General features: G+C 59.0%; 11 protein-coding genes. 7 read left to right on the forward strand and 4 right to left on the reverse strand.

The genetic code is table 11. The annotated features are described in order from the left end of the window. Positions 1-12 precede the first annotated feature (12 nt). The gene (locus LF252_RS09090) at positions 13-4,374 is read right to left on the reverse strand and encodes a methyl-accepting chemotaxis protein (RefSeq protein ID WP_226269266.1); all 4,362 of its coding nucleotides are present in this window, start codon (positions 4,372-4,374) and stop codon (positions 13-15) included. 333 nt (positions 4,375-4,707) lie between these two features. Here LF252_RS09090 and topA point away from each other — a divergent pair, with 333 nt between their 5' ends. The 7 genes from topA (at position 4,708) to LF252_RS09125 (ending at position 15,411) form a co-directional block, all read left to right on the forward strand. Continuing rightward, positions 4,708-7,185, forward strand: coding sequence for a type I DNA topoisomerase (topA, locus tag LF252_RS09095; RefSeq protein WP_226269267.1), 2,478 nt, complete (start codon positions 4,708-4,710; stop codon positions 7,183-7,185). Between the two features lie 130 nt (positions 7,186-7,315). Further along, positions 7,316-8,188 carry a DUF4846 domain-containing protein gene (locus tag LF252_RS09100; protein WP_226269268.1) on the forward strand — a complete coding sequence of 291 codons (873 nt, stop codon included), beginning with the start codon at positions 7,316-7,318 and terminating at the stop codon, positions 8,186-8,188. Between the two features lie 98 nt (positions 8,189-8,286). Beyond that, entirely contained in the window at positions 8,287-8,982 is a 696-nt protein-coding gene (locus LF252_RS09105) for an SIR2 family NAD-dependent protein deacylase (RefSeq protein ID WP_226269269.1), read from the forward strand. Positions 8,983-9,023: 41 nt separating this feature from the next. Beyond that, positions 9,024-9,578 (forward strand): metal-dependent hydrolase, encoded by a 555-nt coding sequence (locus LF252_RS09110; protein WP_226269270.1) that lies wholly within the window; start codon positions 9,024-9,026, stop codon positions 9,576-9,578. Between the two features lie 70 nt (positions 9,579-9,648). Then, the gene (locus LF252_RS09115) at positions 9,649-13,371 is read left to right on the forward strand and encodes an outer membrane protein assembly factor (RefSeq protein WP_226269271.1); all 3,723 of its coding nucleotides are present in this window, start codon (positions 9,649-9,651) and stop codon (positions 13,369-13,371) included. Between the two features lie 77 nt (positions 13,372-13,448). Then, positions 13,449-14,441: a Ppx/GppA phosphatase family protein gene (locus tag LF252_RS09120; RefSeq protein ID WP_226269272.1), complete on the forward strand. Its 993-nt coding sequence runs from the start codon at positions 13,449-13,451 to the stop codon at positions 14,439-14,441. 214 nt (positions 14,442-14,655) lie between these two features. Then, positions 14,656-15,411: a hypothetical protein gene (locus LF252_RS09125; protein WP_226269273.1), complete on the forward strand. Its 756-nt coding sequence runs from the start codon at positions 14,656-14,658 to the stop codon at positions 15,409-15,411. A 78-nt stretch (positions 15,412-15,489) separates the two neighbouring features. Here the strand turns inward: LF252_RS09125 and ppk1 are convergent, their stop codons facing one another. The 3 genes from ppk1 to gyrB all read right to left on the reverse strand — a co-directional run bounded on the left by ppk1 (position 15,490) and on the right by gyrB (position 20,255). Further along, a complete protein-coding gene (ppk1, locus tag LF252_RS09130) occupies positions 15,490-17,769 on the reverse strand; it encodes a polyphosphate kinase 1 (protein WP_226269274.1) in 2,280 nt (759 codons plus the stop codon). Between the two features lie 54 nt (positions 17,770-17,823). Next, complete coding sequence (locus LF252_RS09135; RefSeq protein WP_226269275.1) at positions 17,824-18,204, reverse strand: RidA family protein; 381 nt, start codon at positions 18,202-18,204, stop codon at positions 17,824-17,826. A 62-nt stretch (positions 18,205-18,266) separates the two neighbouring features. Then, positions 18,267-20,255, reverse strand: coding sequence for a DNA topoisomerase (ATP-hydrolyzing) subunit B (gyrB, locus tag LF252_RS09140; RefSeq protein WP_226269276.1), 1,989 nt, complete (start codon positions 20,253-20,255; stop codon positions 18,267-18,269). Positions 20,256-20,379 lie beyond the last annotated feature (124 nt).

Here is a 20,379-nt window from a genome sequence, read left to right on the forward strand (position 1 = left end):
GATGACGTCAGCTTATTTGGTTTTGCGCTTGGAAGCCCGGGCTTTTGGGGCGGCCGTTTCGGCCGGAGCCTCAGTTGCCGCGGCCGCTTTAGCGTTCCGGCGGGAGCCTGCTTTGCGGCCGGTTTCGGGAGCTTTATCCGTAGCAGCGGCTACTGGTGCTGCGGCCGGAGTGGCTGTGGTAGCAGCTCGGCGGTGGGGACGCTTCCGCTCGGTAGCAGGAGCCGGCGTTTCCACGGTGGCGGTGCGGCGGGTAGCGGCTGGAGTTGCCGGAGCGGCCGTTGCTGGCTGGGGGCTGGTGCGCCGCAGCAGCGACCGGCGCCGGATGGGCTCGGGTTCCGGCTCGGGTTCCGGTTCCACGTCTTCCATCAGCTGGAAGGCCGAGAGGCCCAGCTGCAGGTCGTCGGCAATATCCGTGAGCCTCTGGCTGCTGGTAGTCAGCTCCTGCATGCTTGTGGAGAGCTGTTTAGCGGTGCTGGCTACTTGCTGCGTACCCGAGGCCGTTTGCTCGGCAATGGCTACTACTTCTTCCACGTACTTCACCACGTCGCCAATCGAGGTTTTCTGTACCTCGGTAGCCGTAAGAATGTCGCGGGAAGTGCGCAGGGTTTCACCCGAGGAGGTGGCAATGTTCTTAAAGGCCGAGCTGGCCTCGAAGGTGGCATTTTTTCCTTTGAGTACCCGGCCTTCCATGGTGCTGATAGCGGAGGCAGCCGACGTAGTGTCCTTCTTCACGTCCTCTACCAGCGTGGCAATTTCGCCGGCCGATTTGCGGGAGCCTTCGGCCAGTTTCCGGATTTCCTCGGCTACTACGGCAAAACCACGGCCGGCTTCCCCGGCACGGGCGGCCTCAATGGCAGCGTTCAGGGCCAGCAGGTTGGTTTGGGCGGCAATGTCGGTGATTACGCCCAGCGACTTGCTGATTTCACCCGAGCGGGTGCTGAGTACTTCGATGGTCTTGGAGGTCTGGGCAGCAGCGTTGCTGATTTCCTCCATGTTTTTTACCACTTCAGCCACCGTTTTCAGACCCAGCTGCGAGGTTTGCTCACCCAGAATAGCCGCCTTGATACCCACATCGGCTTTACCGGCTGTTTCTTTGGTAGCCTGCATGATTTCTTCAATCAGCTTGAAGGCCTGGTCGGTTTTTAGAGCCTGGTTCTGAGCGCCTTCGGCCATCTGTTGCATAGCCAGGGCCACGTCAACGGTTACGCGGCTCATCTCCTGCCCTTTCACTACCATGTCCTCCGACGATTCGCCCACAATCTGCGACGATTCGTTGATTTCGCCCAGCAGCTCGTTGAGGTTGTCAACGGCTAAGTTGAGGGCGTCGGCCATGGCGCGGATGTCGCCGGTGGTTTCAATTTCCACCTGCTGGGTCAGGTCGCCTTCCGAAATGGCCCGCACTACGCGCGACACTTCCAGTACCGGCGAGGCAATGCTTTCGATGAGAGCGTTCAGCGTGTCCACCAGTTCTTTCCAGGAGCCCGATACGTCGGTTACCGTGGCGCGTTCCGTCAGCTTGCCCTCGCCCCCGGCTACGCGGGCCACGCGGCTTACTTCCGAAGCCAGACGGTTCAGGTCGTCCACCATGCGGTTGATGGTTTCGGCCAGGTCGGCCACCTCACCCTTGGCGTCCAGGGTCAGCTTCTGGGTCAAGTCACCTTGCGATACGGCCGTTACTACCTTCACAATGCCCCGCACCTGGGTGGTGAGGTTAGCGGCCATGGTGTTTACGTTGTCGGTCAGGTCCTTCCAAACGCCCGATACGTTGGGCACATCGGCCTGGCCACCGAGGCGGCCATCAGTACCTACTTCCAAGGCCACACGGGTTACTTCGCCGGCAAACACGTTGAGCGAGTCCACCATCTGGTTGATGTTGTCCTTCAGGTCGAGCAGTTCGCCTTTTACGTCAACGGATACTTTCTGCGACAGGTCGCCGCGGGCTACGGCGGAGGTTACGTTGGCAATGTCGCGCACCTGGCTGGTGAGCGAGGCGGCCATGAAGTTTACGTTGTCGGTGAGGTCCTTCCAGGTACCACGCACGTTGGGCACCACGGCCTGTCCGCCAAGGCGACCTTCCGTGCCTACTTCGCGGGCCACGCGGGTTACTTCGTCGCCGAAGGTGTTGAGCGAGTCCACCATCTGGTTGAGGTTTTCCTTCAGCTGCAACAGTTCGCCGCGCACGTTTACCGTCACCTTCTGGCTCAAGTCGCCGCGGGCTACGGCGGTAGCCACGTTGGCAATGTCCCGCACCTGACTCGTCAAGTTCGAGGCCATCGTGTTTACGTTGTCCGTCAGGTCTTTCCAGGTACCGGAAACGCTCGGCACGTTGGCCTGCCCCCCGAGGATACCTTCCGTACCCACCTCACGCGCCACGCGGGTTACCTCGCCGGCGAAGATGTTCAGGGAGTCCACCATCTGATTGAGGATGTTCTTCAGGTCGAGAATCTCGCCTTTCACATCCACCGTCATCTTCTGGGTCAGGTCGCCTTTTGCTACGGCGGTAGCCACGTTGGCAATGTCGCGCACCTGAGAGGTAAGGTTGCTGGCCATCGTGTTTACGTTGTCCGTCAGCTCCTTCCAGGTACCACCAACGCGGGGCACCGAGGCCTGGCCGCCGAGGCGACCTTCGGTGCCTACTTCGCGGGCTACGCGGGTTACTTCGTCACCGAAGATGTTGAGCGAGTCCACCATCTGGTTGAGGATGTTCTTCAGCTCCAGGATTTCTCCTTTCACATCCACGGTCATCTTCTGGCTCAAGTCGCCGCGGGCTACGGCGGTAGCCACGTTAGCAATGTCTCGTACCTGCAGGGTCAGGTTCGAGGCCATGTTGTTTACGTTATCCGTCAGCTCTTTCCACACGCCGGCCACATTCGGTACTGAGGCCTGGCCACCCAGTTTACCATCGGTACCTACCTCAAGCGCCACGCGGGTTACTTCGCCGGCGAAGAGGTTGAGCGAGTCCACCATCTGGTTCAGGTTCTGCTTCAGCTGCAGCAGCTCGCCTTTCACGTCTACCGTAATCTTCTGCGTCAGGTCGCCCTTTGCTACGGCCGTGGCTACGTTGGCAATATCCCGCACCTGCAGCGTCAGGTTCGAGGCCATGTAGTTCACATTATCCGTCAGGTCTTTCCACACGCCGCCTACGTTGGGCACTGAGGCCTGACCGCCGAGGCGGCCTTCGGTACCTACTTCCTGGGCCACGCGGGTTACCTCGCCGGCGAAGAGGTTCAGGGAGTCCACCATCTGGTTGAGGTTCTGCTTCAGCTGCAGCAGCTCGCCCTTCACGTCTACCGTAATCTTCTGCGTCAGGTCGCCCTTGGCTACGGCCGTGGCTACGTTGGCAATGTCCCGCACCTGCAAGGTCAGGTTGCTGGCCATCGTGTTTACGTTGTCCGTCAGCTGTTTCCACACGCCGCCCACATTCGGCACGCTAGCCTGGCCACCCAGTTTACCCTCCGTACCTACTTCCTGGGCCACGCGGGTTACCTCGCCGGCGAAGAGGTTCAGGGAGTCCACCATCTGGTTGAGGTTCTGCTTCAGCTGCAGCAGCTCGCCCTTCACGTCTACCGTAATCTTCTGCGTCAGGTCGCCCTTGGCTACGGCCGTGGCTACGTTGGCAATGTCCCGCACCTGCGAAGTCAGGTTGCTGGCCATCGTGTTTACGTTGTCGGTCAGGTCTTTCCACACGCCGCCTACGTTGGGCACCGAGGCCTGGCCACCCAGTTTACCCTCCGTACCTACTTCCTGGGCCACGCGGGTTACCTCGCCGGCAAACAGGTTCAGGTTATCGATGGTCTTGTTGATGGTTTCGGCCATCACCTTAAAGTCACCTGACACTGGAATCTGGAAGGTTTCATCCAGATTGCCTTTGCTGATGTTCTTGAGCACCTTGCCTACCTCCAACACCGGCACGGCAATGCTATCCACCAAGCCGTTGATGTTGTTGATCATGTCGCGCCAGAAGCCGGCGGCGTTTTCGCCGTTGGCCCGTGCTTTCAGGTTGCCTTCCACCCCGGCCACCTTCGAAATGCGCGACACTTCCCCGCCTACCCCGCCAATCATCTCCACCATGGAGTTGTAGGCCTCGGCTATTTCGGCAAAGATGTCGTCGTTCTGCTTGGTAAGGCGCACCGATACGTCGCCTTTCTTGAAGGCGTCGAGGGCGTAGAGCACCCGGTTCAGCTGATCGTTGATGTAGTCCGGGCTTTGGGAAGCATACACCCCAATATCCTGTCCTCTTTTGCGGGTCAGGTTACCGTTGGATAGCTCTTTTGGTGTTGGACTACCATTGGTTTTGGTAGTGACTGCATCGGGGGCGGCGGGGGCAGCCGAAGCCGGACGGGTGGTGGGTTTGGGCGTCTTAGCGGAAGCCATACACTAATAGAGGGTGACGGGGCCTGAGGAAGGAAGGCGGTGCACAAACGGAGCCCTTCGGGGTAGGGTTCCAGAACAGGCAAAGGTAGCAGATAAGCCCATTTGGCAGCTATGCAGCGCAAAATCTTATATCCGCACCATAACTCCCGGAAACTGAACCTCTTGTCTGTCACCGGCGTTGGAGCAACACTTCTCGCATACCTATAGTAGCACGCGGATATTTCGCGGCCCCGGCATCAGGGCCGGATTATTCCAGCATCTTTGCGGCAAAATTCAACTTTTGCACGGTGCCCCCCGTTTCCTACCGAAACCGCCTCGTGTATTCCCACCCCTATGGTCAAAAATCTAGTCATCGTCGAATCACCAGCCAAGGCCAAAACCATTGAAGGTTACCTGGGCAAGGACTTCGTGGTCAAGTCGTCGTTCGGCCACGTGCGCGACCTGCCTAAGGACAATAACGCTATTGATATTGCCAACGGCTTCCGGCCCACCTACGTGGTATCGGCCGACAAGCGTGAGGTAATCAGTCAACTAAAAAAGCTGGCCAAGGAAGCGGAAACCGTATGGTTGGCCAGTGACGATGACCGGGAGGGCGAGGCTATTAGCTGGCACCTGGCGGAAACGCTGAACCTGAACGATCAGAAGACGCGGCGCATCGTGTTCCGCGAAATCACCAAGAACGCCATTCTCAACGCCATCGACAACCCTCGGGAAATCGACCTGAACTTGGTGAATGCCCAGCAGGCCCGCCGGGTGCTGGACCGCCTGGTGGGTTTTGAGCTGAGCCCAGTGTTGTGGAAAAAGGTAAAAGCGGGTCTATCGGCGGGCCGGGTGCAGAGCGTGGCCGTGCGCCTGGTGGTGGAACGTGAGCGGGAAATCAACCAGTTCAAAACTTCCTCAGCGTACCGTGTAGTGGCCCGCTTTGATGCCGGCCGGGGCGCGGTGCTGGAAGCCGAGTTGCCCACCCGCTTCAAAACCCGCGAGGAAGCCGAAGCCTTCCTGACCCGCTGCGTGGGCGCTACTTACCGCATCGAGAATCTGGAGAAAAAGCCGGGCAAGCGCAGCCCCGCGCCGCCATTTACTACGTCTACCCTGCAACAGGAAGCCTCGCGCAAGCTGGGTTTCTCGGTGGCCCAAACTATGAGCGTGGCCCAGAAGCTGTACGAGGCCGGCCGCATCAGCTACATGCGTACCGACTCGGTGAACCTGTCGCAGGATGCGCTGGAGGCTGCTAAGCACGCCATTACGGCTGCTTACGGTGCCGAATACGCCCACACCCGCCAGTTCAAGACCAAAGCGGCTTCGGCTCAGGAGGCGCACGAAGCCATTCGTCCCACTGACTTCAACTTGCTAAAAGCGGGGGAAGATTCCCAGGAGCAGCGCCTCTACGACCTGATTCGGAAGCGGGCTTTGGCCTCGCAGATGGCCGATGCGGTGATTGAGCGCACAGTGGCTACCATTGGCATCAGCACTCAGCCTGGCACCATGCTCACGGCTACCGGCGAGGTTATCACTTTTGAGGGCTTCCTGAAGGCGTATACGGAGAGCAAGGATGAGGATGAGCAGGACGGCGAGTCGTCGTTTTCGCGCGGACTGCCACCGCTGAATGTGGGCCAGGATTTGCCGTTGCAGCAGCTGCGGGCTACCGAGCGGTATGCCGCTCCCCCGGCCCGCTATACGGAAGCTTCTTTGGTGAAAAAGCTGGAAGAAATGGGCATTGGCCGTCCCTCCACCTACGCGCCTACCATCAGCACTATTCAAAAGCGGGGCTACGTGGAAAAGGACTCCCGCGAGGGCAAGGAGCGTAAATTCCACGTGCTGACTTTGGACGGTGACGCGGTGAAAACCGAGGTTAAAACTGAAACCTACGGGGCCGACAAAGCCAAAATGTTCCCTACCGATACGGCCATGGTGGTTAATGACTTCCTGGTAGAGCATTTCCCGGTGATTGTGGACTACCAGTTCACGGCCAAGGTGGAGGACGAGTTTGACCGCATTGCCGACGGCCAGGAAGAGTGGACCGACATGCTGGCGGGCTTCTATGGCACTTTCCACGAAACCGTGGAGCGGGGCCAGAACATTGAGCGTAACACGCTGGGTAGCAACCGGGAAATCGGCATTCACCCCGAAACCGGCCAGAAGCTGACCGCCCGCTTAGGCCGCTTCGGGCCGTACGTGCAGATTGAGCCGCTGGAAGGTGCCCCCGAGGGGGAAAAGGCCGTGTACGCCAGCCTGCGCAAAGGTCAGTTCATTGAGAACATCACCCTGGAAGAAGCGCTGGAACTGTTTAAGCTGCCGCGTATTGTAGGCGCTTTCGAGGATAAGGACATGACGGCTGCCCTGGGCCGATTCGGGCCGTATATCCGCCATGACGGTAAGTTCTACTCACTTACCAAGGAGCAGGACCCTCACACCATCACGGCCCAGGAAGCCATTGACCTCATCGAAGCCAAGCGCAAAGCCGACTCCGAGCGGCTGATCAAGAGCTTCCCCGAGAATCCGGATATTCAGGTGCTGAATGGTCGCTTCGGCCCTTATATAGTGGCGGGCAAGAAGAACGTGAAGATTCCGAAGGGCGAAGACCCGGCGGGCCTCACGCTAGAGCGTTGCCAGGAACTGGCCGACGCCACGCCCGACAAGCCCGCCAAAGGTGGTCGTTTCGGCAAAAAAGCCGCTCCGGCTGTGGATAAAGAAGAAAAGGCCGACACGCCCACCAAGAAAACCGTCGCCAAAAAGCCGGCTGCCAAGAAGCCCGCGGCGAAGAAAGCGGCTGGTACCACGGCAAAAAAAACCACTGGCAAAGCGAAGTAGCAAACTGCTAGTACCACACAGAAAAGCCCCAACCAGCCGTTGGGGCTTTTTTGTGCCCACTTGGGTAAAATAGCGAGGTCTAAAATTCGTTATTGCGCGGCTGTTCACCGCTACTCTTCCATCCTCCGGAATGCACTACGCTCTACTGTTCCTGAATCTGTTGCTAAGCGGCGCTGCTACCCTGACTGAAACCATCTCAGTTACGCCGGAAACCGAGCCCCAACCGGCCGCCTATGCCTGGCTGGCGGCTGGCCGCTACAACCCGCGCCAGACGGTGCAGGCCCGGTTTGCGCCGCCCGCCGGCTACCAGCGCGTGCCCGTGGCAGCCGGCTCGTTCGGGGAGTGGCTGCGCTACCTGCCTCTGCTGCCCGCCGGTACGCCCGTGAAGCTCTACAATGGCCAGCTAAAGGGCCGGCAGGATGTGCACGCCGCCGTGTTGAACTTGGATGTGGGGCCGCGGGATTTGCAGCAGTGCGCAGATGCGGTGATTCGGTTGCGGGCCGAGTACCAGTTCAGCCAGCAGCCCGACCAGATACACTTCCACCTGACCAGCGGCGACGATATCCGATTTCAGGATTGGTACAGTGGCACGGGGTTCCGGGTGGTGGGCAACGCCGTGCGGCCGGCCCCGCGCCCATCCGAAGCACCCACCCACGCCAGCCTGCGCCGCTACCTCGACCAGATTTTCACCTATGCCGGCACCCTGTCGCTGAGCAAGGAGTTGCGGCCGATGCTTCTGGCCCAGGTGCGGCCCGGCGACGTGCTCATTCAGGGTGGCTTACCGGGTCACGCGGTGCTGGTGCTGGATGTAGCTGTACAGCCCAATACGGGCCGCCGGGTGGCCCTGCTGGCCCAGAGCTACATGCCCGCCCAGCAGATGCACGTGCTCAAAGCCGGGCCGCGGGCCAGTGCGGGCGCCTGGTTTACTCTCGATCCGCAAGAGCCGCGGGTGATTACGCCGGAATGGACGTTTGAAAACTCCGAGCTGAGCCGCTTCAAATAGGAAACGTATCGGGGTTGCCAGGCCAGCTACCCTTATGCACGGTGCACCGGATGTTAGCCTTGGTTCGTATTAGCCTTTTCACAACCAACAAGTGTGCTATGACGAAGAAAAAGTTAGTGGCCCTGACCGGAGCCGGAATTTCAGCGGAAAGTGGGCTGGCTACCTTCCGGGCCTCCGATGGGTTGTGGGAAAACCACCGCATTGAGGAGGTGGCTACGCCGGAAGGGTGGGTCCGGAATCCGGGCTTGGTACTGGAGTTTTACAACCAGCGCCGCGCTGCTGCCCGCGCGGCCCAGCCTAACATCGGCCACCGTGCCTTGGCCGAGCTGGAACAGGACTTTGAGGTAGTAGTGGTAACGCAGAACGTGGACAACCTGCACGAGCGGGCCGGTTCCTCCCGGGTAATTCACCTGCATGGGCAGTTATTCCAGAGCCGCAGTTCCCACTTCGACCACTTGGTGTACCCGATGGAGAATGAGCGCATTGACCTAGGCGACCTGTGCGAGAAAGGCCACCAGCTACGACCCAACATTGTGTGGTTTGGGGAGGCCGTACCCCTGCTGGAACAGGCGGCGCACGAAGCCGCCACGGCCGATGTGTTTCTAGTAGTCGGCACTTCCCTGCAGGTATACCCGGCCGCCGGGCTGGTTGATTATGTGCGCCGTGGTACCCCAGTCTACATCATCGACCCCAGCCGCCCGCCCATCAGCCACCGGCCCAACCTACACTTCATCACCGAGCCCGCCACCGTGGGTGTGCCACAAGTGGCGGCCCAGTTGCGTCAGCAGGCTTAGTCTTCTGTCCGGTTTTTTCACCCTACATTTTTCTTCTATCCGTGGCTTCAATTATTGGCCATTGCGCCTTGGGCGCAACGCTGGGAAAACTGCTTTTACCGGAGCGGCGCTACTGGCCCTACTGGGTGCTGGCCGCTGCCTGCGCCTTCCTTCCCGATGCGGATGTTATCGGGTTCAAGTTTCATGTGCCTTACGCCAGCCTATGGGGCCATCGGGGGTTGAGCCACTCCCTGCTAGCGGCTGTAGTGGTAGCTACGCTGGCAGTTGGCATCTGCCGGGTGCGCCGCACCGCCGCCACTCCTCCGCAGGCCCGGCTGTGGCTACTGTTGTTTCTGGCCACGGCCTCGCACGGCGTATTGGATGCCATGACGACGGGCGGAGAAGGTGTGGCTTTTTTCAGCCCGTTTGATACGGAACGGTATTTCTTCGGCTTGCGGCCCATTGCCGTTTCGCCCATCGGCGTGAAGAAATTTGTGGGCGAATGGGCCGCCCGCGTGCTGCGCAGTGAAGTGCAGTGGGTGTTGCTGCCCTGTGCCTTGGTGCTACTGATGCAGTATGCCACGCGTCGGCTGTTGCAGCCGGCTCTGGCCCGATAACCAGAAAGTAATGTCGAGGTAAATCGGAATGACGGGTTTTGCGTAGAAGAGCCTTCTACACTCCCCTTCTATGTCCGTTCGTTACTCGCGCATGCTGCTGGCTGGTCTGGGCTTGGCAGCTTCAGTTCCGGTTTTTGCCCAGTCGGCCGCCCCGGCTCACACGGTGTTTTTCTTGGGCAATACGGCTACGGCCGAGCTGCCTACCAGCCACCTGCAGGCCCTGCGCCGCACGCTGGAGCAGCAAACCGGCCCGTTTACCGTAGTTCACCTCGGTGATATTGTAGGCAATGAAGGCCTAGGCTCGGCTAAAGATTCCAGCCAGGCCGGCCAGACGGCCCGCGCCGATGCCCTGATTGCGCTGGTGCAGGGCCTGCCGAACGGCAAAATCTATTTCCTGCCCGGCGATAAGGACTGGGCCAACTCCGGCCCCGATGGCCTTAAGCGGGTGCGCCGGCTGGAAAAGTACATTGAGGACAAACTGCCTAATCAGAATGCCTTTATCCCGACTGGAGGCTGCCCCGGTCCGGAAGTCGTAGACATAGCCCCTTTGGTGCGGCTGGTGGCTATCAACTCGCCTTGGTGGACGCACCCCTTCGACCGGCCCGAAGCTCCCGATACCGACTGCAAAACCCTCACGGTGGAGGAGTTTCGGGAGCAGCTGCAGGATGTGCTGGATGAAACCAAGGGCCGCAACGTGCTGCTAGTGGGCCACCAGCCGGTGCTTAGCAACGGCGTATACGGCGGCCACATGCCCCTGAGCCGCCACCTGCTACCGCCCGTGGCCGGCACCGTGTACGCCGCCTACCGCCAGAATGTGGGCTCCCCCCGCGACTTGGCCAACCCCGCCTACCAGCAATTCCAAAAGGAAATGCTGAATACCCTGCGTGACCACCCAGGGGCCGTGTACGCCGCCGCCCACGACTATAGCCTGCAGCTCACCGAGCAGCAGGGCAGCTACCACTTGGTATCAGGCTCCTTCGCCCAAAAACAACATGTAGGGGCCAACAGCAAGTCGCAGTTCAACGAAGCTGAGGAAGGCTTCTCCCGCCTCGATTACTACCCCGATGGCACCGTAAAAACGGCGTTTTACACCTTTGAAGGCGGAAATACGGCTCGGGAGGCGTATGCAGCTACTCTGTTCCGCTCGGCCTGCGGGCCGGAGCAGGCTGGGGTACCCGTCAACTCGTTTATTCCGGAATGCCCATCGGCTCCGATGGGCGTGGCTCAGGTGAAGCCTGATGTGCCCTTTGAAGCTACTCAGACGCTGGCCGCCGGCAAACAGTACACCGGCACGGGCGGCTCCCGGTTCTGGCTGGGCAAGCTGTACCGCACTTCCTGGACCCAGCCGGTGCAGGTACGCACCCTTAACCTAGCTACTGAAAAAGGCGGCCTGCGCCCCTTCGGGCCTGGTGGGGGCCGCCAGACCACCTCGCTCAAGCTGATTGCCGCCGACTCCTCGGAGTACGTTTTTCGCTCGGTAGATAAGGATGTGACCCGGATTCTGCCCCCGGAGCTGCGCGAGTCGGTGGCCGCCAACGTGCTGCGCGACATCACGCCCACGGCTCACCCCTATTCGGCGCTGGTAACGGGTTCGTTGCTGGACAAAACCGACATTCTACACGCTCGGCCCCGGCTGTTCGTGCTACCCGACAACAACCAGTTGGGCCCCTACCGGGAGCAGTTTGCCGGCCTGTTTGGCACCCTGGAAGACCGCCCCGTGGACCCCAAGCCCAACCTGCCCGGCTTTGGTGGGGCCGACGAGGTGCGCCGCTCCTTTAGCTTCTTCCGCCAACTCTATAAGGACAACGACAACCGTATTGATGCCGTGGCGCTGGGCCGGGCGCGGGCGTTTGATATGCTGGTGGCCGACTTTGGCAAGCACGAAGACAACTGGAAGTGGGCGGGCTTTAAAGACGGCAAGAAAACCGTGTACAAACCCATCCCGCGCGACCGGGACCAGTCGTTCACGCTCTGGAACGGGGTGCTCACCTACTTGGCTAACCGGGAATGGGCCATACCCAGCATTGAAGGGTTTCAGGCCGAATTTGGTGACATGAAAAGCCTGAACTGGCCCGCCCGTCACTTAGACAGGTTTCTGCTGCAGAGCCTGAGCCGGGAGCAGTGGCAGGATATTGCCCGTTACATGCAGGAGCGTATTACCCCCGCCGCCATCGACGAGGCCACCGGTGCCCTGCCCCCCGAGCTAAAAAACCTCTCCACCGACGAACTGAACCGCAAGCTGAAGGCCCGCATTCAGGAGCTACCGAAGGCCCTGGACAAGTATTACCTGCTGCTGGCTAAGCGCGTGGACGTGGTAGGCTCCAATAAAGCCGAGGTATTCCGGGTAGACCGGCAGGCCGACGGCCGCGTGCGGGTGCAGATGTTTGACAAATCCAAAGACGGTGACGAACCCAACGGCCCGGCCCTGTTCGACCGCACCTTCTCGCCCAAGGAGACCGAGGAAGTGAGCCTCTATGGCCTCGATGGCAAAGACGTTTTCACGGTAACCGGCTCGTCCAACAAGAGTGTGCTGGTACGCATCATCGGGGGCGACGGCAAAGACCAAATTTCCGACGATTCCCGTGTGAGCGGCCTGCGTACCCTTACCAAGGTGTACGATGTGCCCGATACCGACCTCAAATTAGGCCCGGAATCTGACAACCGCACTTCTACCCGGCCCGATGTGAACCGCTACGACCGGGAGCAATTTGAGTTTAATGGGTATAAGCCTCGGGCTACGGTTATCGTGAATGCCAACGACGGGCTGGGCGTGGGTGCTGGCGTGGATTTCGTGCGCCAGGGCTTCCGCAAGCCGGGATTCAAAAACCTGTACTCATTTGACGTACGCGGCTCCAGCGGCGGCAACTTCCAGGTATCGTTGGCTACGCGGCACCGCTACGCGTTTGGCAAGTGGGACGTAGGCGCCCGCACCGAATACGGCAACTTCTTCCCGTTCTACAATTTCTTCGGCCTGGGCAATGACACCCAGAAAGATCAGGGCCTGTACGACGATAAATATTACAAAGCCCGCTACAAAGGCTTCACCCTGAATGCCTTTACCGAGCGGGTATTCTGGCAGCGCAGCCTGTTCCGCATTGGGCCCACCTACGAGCAATACACCTCCAGTTACGCTGCCGACAGCTACCTAGGCGAGTTAGAAAATCGGGTAATAGAGGTTCCGAAGGATCGGATTCCGAATACCGACTTTCAGCGCCTCATTGGCCTGAACGCCCTATTGGACGTGGATTTGCGGGACCGGCAGAGCTTTGCCCGGCGCGGGGTGCGCCTGCGGGCCCAGCACGACACCTACCACCAGCTCAACGGCAATAAGGGCAACTTCGGCCTTACCCAGGGTTTTGCGGAGTACTACGGCACGGCCCGCCTGGGCATTCCGGTAACGCTGGTCGTGAAAGGCGGCGGGGCTAAAAACTACGGCAACGACGACGACATTCCCTTCTACAAATTCGCCAATATTGGTCTGCGGGAAGGGCTGCGCGGCTACTACCGCACCCGCTTCACCGGCGACGCCAGCCTGTATTTGAACACTGAATTGCGGCTGGCGCTGGGCCGGGTGCAAACCTCCTTTCTGCCCTTCTCCTACGGCGTGTTTGGTTTTTACGACCGGGGCCGAGTGTATTTCAAAGGCTACTCCCCGGGCGGCTGGCACGAGGGCTACGGGGCCGGTTTCTACATTGCCCCCGTTTCCGACCAGCTGGCTCTGTCAGTGTCCTACCAGAAATCGGTCGAAAATGGCCTGATTCAGTTTGGGCTGGGTTTCCGGATTGATAACTAGTCGGCACGCCGACTACTTTGCAGCCGCTATGAAATCTTATATTTGCCGCAGACTTCTTTTGCTCCACACCTTTCTGCATGGAATATCCGCTTCTGAAACTGGCCGCCATTGACATTGGATCCAACGCTGTACGGTGCCAGATTTCGGCAGTTTTGCACTACGGCGACCGGTACCGCCTCAAGCGCGTGGAGTACGTGCGCTACCCTCTGCGCTTGGGTGAGGACGTATTTGCCACCGGCCGCATTTCGGAGAAGAAGCAGCAGAAGTTCATCAAGTTTCTGCACGCCCTGCGGCTGCTGATGGAGGTGCACGATGTGGCCCCTAACCACTACCTGGTATGTGCCACCTCGGCCATGCGTACCGCCGAAAATGGCCAAGAGGTAGCTGCCCGCATTCAGCAGGAGTTGGGCATGACGGTGCAGGTAATTGACGGGCAAGCCGAAGCCGCCTACATCAACCGCGTCATCGAAAACTTGCTGGAAGACAAGAAGCACTATCTGCACATTGACGTGGGCGGCGGCAGCACCGAGTTCAACATCTACCACAACCGGCGCAAGGTGGCGTCTCAGTCATTTGAGGTGGGCAGCATCCGGCGCATGCAGCAGGAAGAGGCCGGCCTAAGCACCGAGGCCATGCGCGAAACCTGGCAGCGGATGGAAGAATGGGTGACCGAAAATGCCCGCCGCTACCACGTGTCCCGGGCCATTGGTACGGGGGGCAACATCAATAAGCTGTACAGCCTTTCTCAGCCTCAGCTAGATAAGCCCGTGACGCGCAAGCGCATTGCCACTGTCCTCGACCACCTCACCAGCATGAGTATGGATGAGCGGGTGAACGTGGCCCTGCTTAACCCCGACCGCGCCGACGTTATCGTGCCCGCCGGCCATATCTACCTTTCCGCTATGGAGTGGGCCGATGTGCACCAGATGATTGTGCCCGACATTGGGCTGAAAGATGGCATGCTACAGGCGCTGTTTGAGGACCATTTCGAGGAAATCCGGGCATCCGGTGACCACCGGCCCGGCCACCCGAAACCCACCGTGCAGCCCCGCCCCACCGAAGTAGAGTAAGCATCTGCGGCTTTCTGAAAAGTCAAAAAAACGAAGCTCCAACCAGCTATTTAACAGCTGGTTGGAGCTTCGTTTTTGCGCTAGGCCAGCTCTAAAATACTATCCTCTACGGTTGACAAGCTTGGTACGGATTCGGTAGGTTCGTACCACATTCCATTCAGGTATTATGAAACATCATCCATTATTCTTTTCTGGGTTACCGCTACTATCTGCTTTGGCGTCCTGCTCTGCCTATCGTCCCATTGCTCCGCATTTACCCACTGTGCACGCCAAGCACGAAGCTGAAGTTTCCGCCGGCGTTGATGGCAACCACTTTGCCGGTGTTCAGGCGGCCTACTCCCCGGCTAATCATGTACTGCTAACCACCACGGTTGGTGGCAGCCTAGAACGCCCAGGTAAGGTCAGCAAGCAGGATCAATCAACTCAGCGCCATGCCCGCGTAGGGCTGGGCTTCTACATCCCCCTCGATTCCACCTCTTGGCTGACGGTAATGGGCGGCGGGGGCATAGCCCGCAGTTTCCAGAGCGCACTCGGCGGGCCCTACTCAGATGAGTTCAGAACCGTTGACAGCCGACAACTATACGGCTTGGTAGGGCTACAGAAACAACTTTCCAGCCGGTACATTCTTGGCTCAATCGGGCTTTCCTACGAAGCCTCATTGCTGAACTACCGGCGCTATTCCATTCTTACCACCCGGCAAACTGAAACCGGCGAAACGTACCAGCGCGACAACGTACAATACCCGGTGCCTACCCTGCTGCGCCATGCCGTATGGGGGCAGTTGGAGCTAGGTTCCAAAAACTTCCCAGCGCTCCAGTTTCGCCTCAACGGGGGCTTCTCCACTGCCTCAGGTCCATCGGCCGCAACTACCACGGCGTTGCGTGGCGTTATCTGGCACGAGAAGAACAACGAGTTTCTGGGGCAGGCCAGTTTGGTATTTTATCCGCACTTGCTCAAAAAGAAGCGTTAGACGATCTACCCGCACACACTACGGCCCCGGTAAGCCTTTTGGTCAGGGCTTACTGGGGCCGTAGTGTTCTGTTGCAAACTAGGCTAAATCGGCTTCTGTTTCAGGGTTTTCCTCCGCTACTTCGGCGGCTACGCTTTCGGCCCCCTCCTCGGGCAGCACTCCTCCATCCGTGGATATAACTGCTTCGGCCGTGTCGGCGGGGGCGTCGCTCCGGATAGCAGCGCAGGATAGCCACTCTTCGTACAGGGCCGTTTCCGCTACCAATCCAAAGTTCTTGTTATAGAACTCTTTGTGCACATTGAACACGGGCTCATCAGCAGCCGGTAGCCGGCGGATATAAGCTCCGTCCTCGCGCATCACGTACGTATTCTGGTTGTCCTTCAGGTTGAAATACAACACGTTGATGGCCTCGCGCTTAAGCTGTGGGTTCACAATGAGGAACAGGGCCTCGATGCGCCGGTCGAAGCTGCGCACCATCAGGTCGGCGGAGCCGGCGTACACTTTGGGGTGGCCTGCCTGGTGGAAGTAGAACAAGCGGGAGTGTTCTAGGTAGTCGCCCACAATGCTGCGCACCTCAATATTTTCGCTCAGGCCCACGCGGCCCGGCCGCAGGCAGCAAATGCCGCGCACAATAAACCGGATGGGCACGCCGGCCTTGCTGGCCTTATAGAATTCGTCAATCATCTCCTTGTCCTCCAAGGAGTTCATTTTCATCACAATCCCACTGGGTAAGCCCTTCTTGGCGTTGCGGCTTTCCTCCCGAATCAAGGAAATCAGCTGCTGCCGCATATCCTTGGGGGCCGTAATCAGGTACTCGTAATCGTCGGGCTGCGAGTGGCCGGTAATTACGTTGAAGAATTCCGACACATCGTGGCCGTACACGTCGTTGGTGGTCAGCAGGCTTACATCGGTATAGATGCGGGAAGTTTGCTCGTTATAGTTGCCCGAGCCGATGTGCACGTAGCGCGTCACCTTCTCCCCTTCCTTCCGGATAATCATCATCATTTTGGTGTGCGTCTTGTACTTGCTCACCCCATAGATGACGAAGCAGCCGGCCTTTTCCAGCTTGGCTCCCTCCCGGATATTGCGTTCCTCGTCGAAGCGGGCCTTCACCTCAAACAGTACCGAAACGTGCTTGCCGTTTTCGGCGGCTTTCAGCAGGGCAGCCGTTACGCGCGAGTCGTCGGCCAGGCGGTAGATGGTTTGCTTGATACCCAGCACGTGCGGGTCCTCAGCGGCCTGCTCCAGCAGCCGCACCACGGGGTCGATGTTGTTATACGGGTGGTGCAGCAGCACATCATGGTGCTTGAGGTACTCAAACAAGTTATCCTCAGCTCCTTCCGGCAAGCTCAGCGGCGTGACGGCCGCTGGCTGCTTAAAGCCTTTGCCCCGGAAGTTTGGGTGCTTCAAAATCTGCAGCAGCCCTTTCAGGTCGATGAGCGAGTTGATGACAAACACGTTGCCGTTGTCAATCTTCCACCGCTCCTTCAGCACATTCATCAGCAGCTGCGAGGCATTGGGCTCCACCTCCAGGCGTACTACGCGGCCTTTCTTGCGGGTTTTCAGCCCCAGCTGAATTTCCTTAATGAAGTCCACATCAATATCGTCCGACTCCTCCAGGGTGAAGTCGCCGTTGCGGGTGATGCGGAACAAATCGGCCGATACAATTTCGACGTTGCGGAACAGCTTGGGCAGGTTTTCGCGCACAATCTCCTCGATGGGTACGAAGATGACCTTGTCCTTGCGCGTGAGCTCAAAGAAGCGCGAGAGGTTCTGCGGAATCTGCACGAACGTGAGGCGTTCCTGGCCCCGCTCGGCCTCGGCATCCAACCCGCCCCCAGCCCGCGTGACCACCCCGAAGATGAGCATCTGGTTCATCATCAGCGGGAAGCCGTGGTACGAGTCGTATACCATAGGCGTGAGCAGTGGGAAGATGGTGTTTTTGAAGTACCCATCGGCCTTCTTCAACTCCAGCTCCGTGAGCTCCTCCATTCTCAATACGTTGAAGCCGTTCTTCTCGAACAGTGGCTTCAGCTCGTTCAGATACGTGAGCGACTGGTCGTTGACGAAGCGGTGGGCAAAATCCAGCAGCTTGCGCCGGAACGGCAGCTCCCGCAACCCCGAGTAATCTACCCGCTCCTTGCCATAGTCGATGTAGTTGTAGAGCGAGCCCACCCGAATCATAAAAAACTCGTCGAGGTTACTGCTGGTAATGGCAATAAAGCGGAGCCTATCGAACAGGGAGCGGCTGGCATCCCGGGCCTGATCAAGCACCCGGTAGTTAAAGCGCAGCCAGCTCAGGTCCCGGCTGATGTATTTGCTTTTGCGGATGAGGTCGGCAGACTTGAAGAGTTTCATACGAGGCAGTGAACGGCCGGGCAAAATACGAGCAAACGGCCCTCCGGTGTACGTTTATTCAGGAATAATAGCCGTGGCTTCTATTTCAACCAGCAATTCGGGGGCAATCAGGGCCGCAACCTGCAGCATGGTGCTGGCCGGCCGGATGTGGCCGAACACCTCCCCGTGCGCCCGCCCCACGGCCTCCCAGTCCTGGATGTTGGTGAGGTAAATACGGGTGCGCACCACGTGCTCATGCGCAGCGCCGGCTTCGGCCAGGGCCGCTGTTATTTTCTGCAGCACGCGCACGGCCTGGGCATACGCATCGGTGCCCGTTATCGAGTCACCATCCTGGGCAGTGGTACCGGCTACTTCTACCACGTTGCCCACGCGCACGGCTCGGGAGTAGCCTACTATGGCCTCCCAGGGCGCTCCGGAAGAAATGTTCTGGCGCATACAAATAAGTGAAAGCACAAAAAAAGGGCCCGCTTTGCAGCGGGCCCTTCTTGACAGGCTGGTTACACGTCCAGCTTGGCGTATTTGGCGTTTTTCTCGATGAAGTCACGACGGGGAGCTACCTCGTCGCCCATCAGCATGGAGAACAGGTGGTCAGCCTCGGCGGCCGACTCCACGGTTACCTGCTTGAGCGAACGGCTGGCTGGCTGCATAGTAGTTTCCCAGAGTTGCTCGGCGTTCATCTCGCCCAGCCCTTTGTAGCGCTGCACGTTCACCGTTTCGGGTTTGCCGCGGCCGAGTTCTTCCTGCGCCTGGGCACGTTCCTCCTCGGTCCAGCAGTAGCGTTCCTCCTTGCCACGCTTCACCAGATACAGCGGCGGCAGGGCAATGTAGATGTAGCCTCGATCCACCAGCTCGCGCATGTAGCGGAAGAAGAAGGTCAGAATCAGGGTACGGATGTGCGAACCATCGATATCAGCATCCGTCATGATGATGATTTTGTGGTAGCGCAGCTTGGCCGTGTTCAGCGCCTTGGCATCGGCCTCAATGCCCTTCTCAGGGTCAGCAGGTACCCCGAACGTGACGCCGAGGGCCGTAATCATGTTCCGGATTTCCTCGTTCTCCAGGATACGGTGCTCCTGGGCCTTCTCCACGTTCAGGATTTTACCCCGCAGCGGCAGAATGGCCTGGAAGGCGCGGTTGCGGCCCTGCTTGGCAGTACCACCGGCCGAGTCACCTTCTACTAGGTAAATCTCGCAGATTTCGGGGTCCGATTCAGAGCAGTCGGCCAGCTTGCCGGGCAGCGAGGTAGAGCCCAGCACGGTTTTGCGCTGCACCATCTCGCGGGCTTTACGGGCAGCAATGCGAGCTTTGGCGGCCAGAATTACCTTCTCCACGATTATGCCGGCTTCTTTGGGGTTTTCCTCCAGGTACTGCGCCAGAATTTCGCCTACTACGGTGTTTACCGCACCGCTCACCTCGCTGTTGCCCAGCTTGGTTTTGGTCTGCCCCTCAAACTGGGGCTCGGCTACCTTCACTGAAATAACAGCCGTGAGGCCTTCGCGGAAGTCTTCACCCGAAATTTCCACCTTCGCCTTCTCCAGCTTACCCGATTTATCGGCGTAGGCCTTGAGGGTACGCGTAAGTGCGGCCCGGAAGCCGGCCACGTGCGTGCCGCCCTCGTGGGTGTTGATGTTGTTTACGTACGAGAAGATATTCTCCTGGTACGAGTCGTTGTATTGCAGGGCCACTTCCACGGGCGTGTTGCCCTTCTCACTCACCACGTGGATGGGCGTGGGCATCAGGGCGTGGCGCTCCGAGCCGTCGAGGTACTGCACAAATTCGGCCAGGCCACCTTCCGAGTAGAAGGTCTCGTTCAGGAACTCCGCACCGTCCTCGCCCTTCTCGCGACGGTCGGTGAGGATGATGGTAATGCCCTTGTTGAGGTAGGCCAGCTCGCGCAGACGCGAGGCAATGGTGGCGTACTTGTACACCGACTCGGTGAAGATGGTATCGTCGGGCAGGAACTCTACCTGGGTGCCGTGCTCGTCGGTTTCGCCGATTTCGCGTACCGGGTACTGGGGAGCCCCAATCTTGTATTCCTGCTCGTAGATTTTGCCGTTGCGGCGTACGGTTACTTTAAGGTCCTGGCTGAGGGCATTCACGCAGCTCACGCCTACGCCGTGCAATCCGCCCGATACTTTGTAGGTGTCCTTATCGAACTTACCGCCGGCGTGCAGCACGGTCATTACCACCTCCAGGGCCGAACGGCCTTCCTTCTGGTGGAAATCTACGGGGATACCACGTCCGTTGTCACGGACGGTGATAGAGTTGTTTTCGTTGATGGTAACGTGAATGGTGTCACAGTATCCGGCCAGGGCTTCGTCGATGGAGTTATCCACTACTTCCCACACCAGATGGTGCAGGCCCTTGATACCAATATCACCGATATACATAGCCGGGCGTTTGCGCACGGCTTCCAGCCCTTCGAGTACCTGAATACTATTCGCGGAATACTCAGCAGGGGCTTTCTTTTCTTTGGTTTCGCTCATGTTGCGGTTGGGTTCAGCGCTTAGTGCGTAAGTAGGCAAAGATACCGAAAAAATCCGGTTTTTACCAGCCCCAAGCCCTTTTCAACTTAGCAAAAGACTATAAAAAACGCCCCCGTTTTCCGAA

This window comes from Hymenobacter pini, assembly GCF_020421205.1.
GTDB classification, from domain to species: Bacteria; Bacteroidota; Bacteroidia; order Cytophagales; family Hymenobacteraceae; genus Hymenobacter; species Hymenobacter pini.

Excerpts from the sequence above, each read along its gene's own strand:
- LF252_RS09115 (WP_226269271.1), top strand. The coding sequence starts at position 9,649 with ATGTCCGTTCGTTACTCGCGCATGCTGCTGGCTGGTCTGGGCTTGGCA.
- LF252_RS09105 (WP_226269269.1), top strand. The coding sequence starts at position 8,287 with ATGACGAAGAAAAAGTTAGTGGCCCTGACCGGAGCCGGAATTTCAGCG.
- ppk1 (WP_226269274.1), bottom strand. The coding sequence starts at position 17,769 with ATGAAACTCTTCAAGTCTGCCGACCTCATCCGCAAAAGCAAATACATC.
- LF252_RS09120 (WP_226269272.1), top strand. The coding sequence starts at position 13,449 with ATGGAATATCCGCTTCTGAAACTGGCCGCCATTGACATTGGATCCAAC.
- LF252_RS09090 (WP_226269266.1), bottom strand. The coding sequence starts at position 4,374 with ATGGCTTCCGCTAAGACGCCCAAACCCACCACCCGTCCGGCTTCGGCT.
- topA (WP_226269267.1), top strand. The coding sequence starts at position 4,708 with ATGGTCAAAAATCTAGTCATCGTCGAATCACCAGCCAAGGCCAAAACC.
- LF252_RS09135 (WP_226269275.1), bottom strand. The coding sequence starts at position 18,204 with ATGCGCCAGAACATTTCTTCCGGAGCGCCCTGGGAGGCCATAGTAGGC.
- gyrB (WP_226269276.1), bottom strand. The coding sequence starts at position 20,255 with ATGAGCGAAACCAAAGAAAAGAAAGCCCCTGCTGAGTATTCCGCGAAT.
- LF252_RS09100 (WP_226269268.1), top strand. The coding sequence starts at position 7,316 with ATGCACTACGCTCTACTGTTCCTGAATCTGTTGCTAAGCGGCGCTGCT.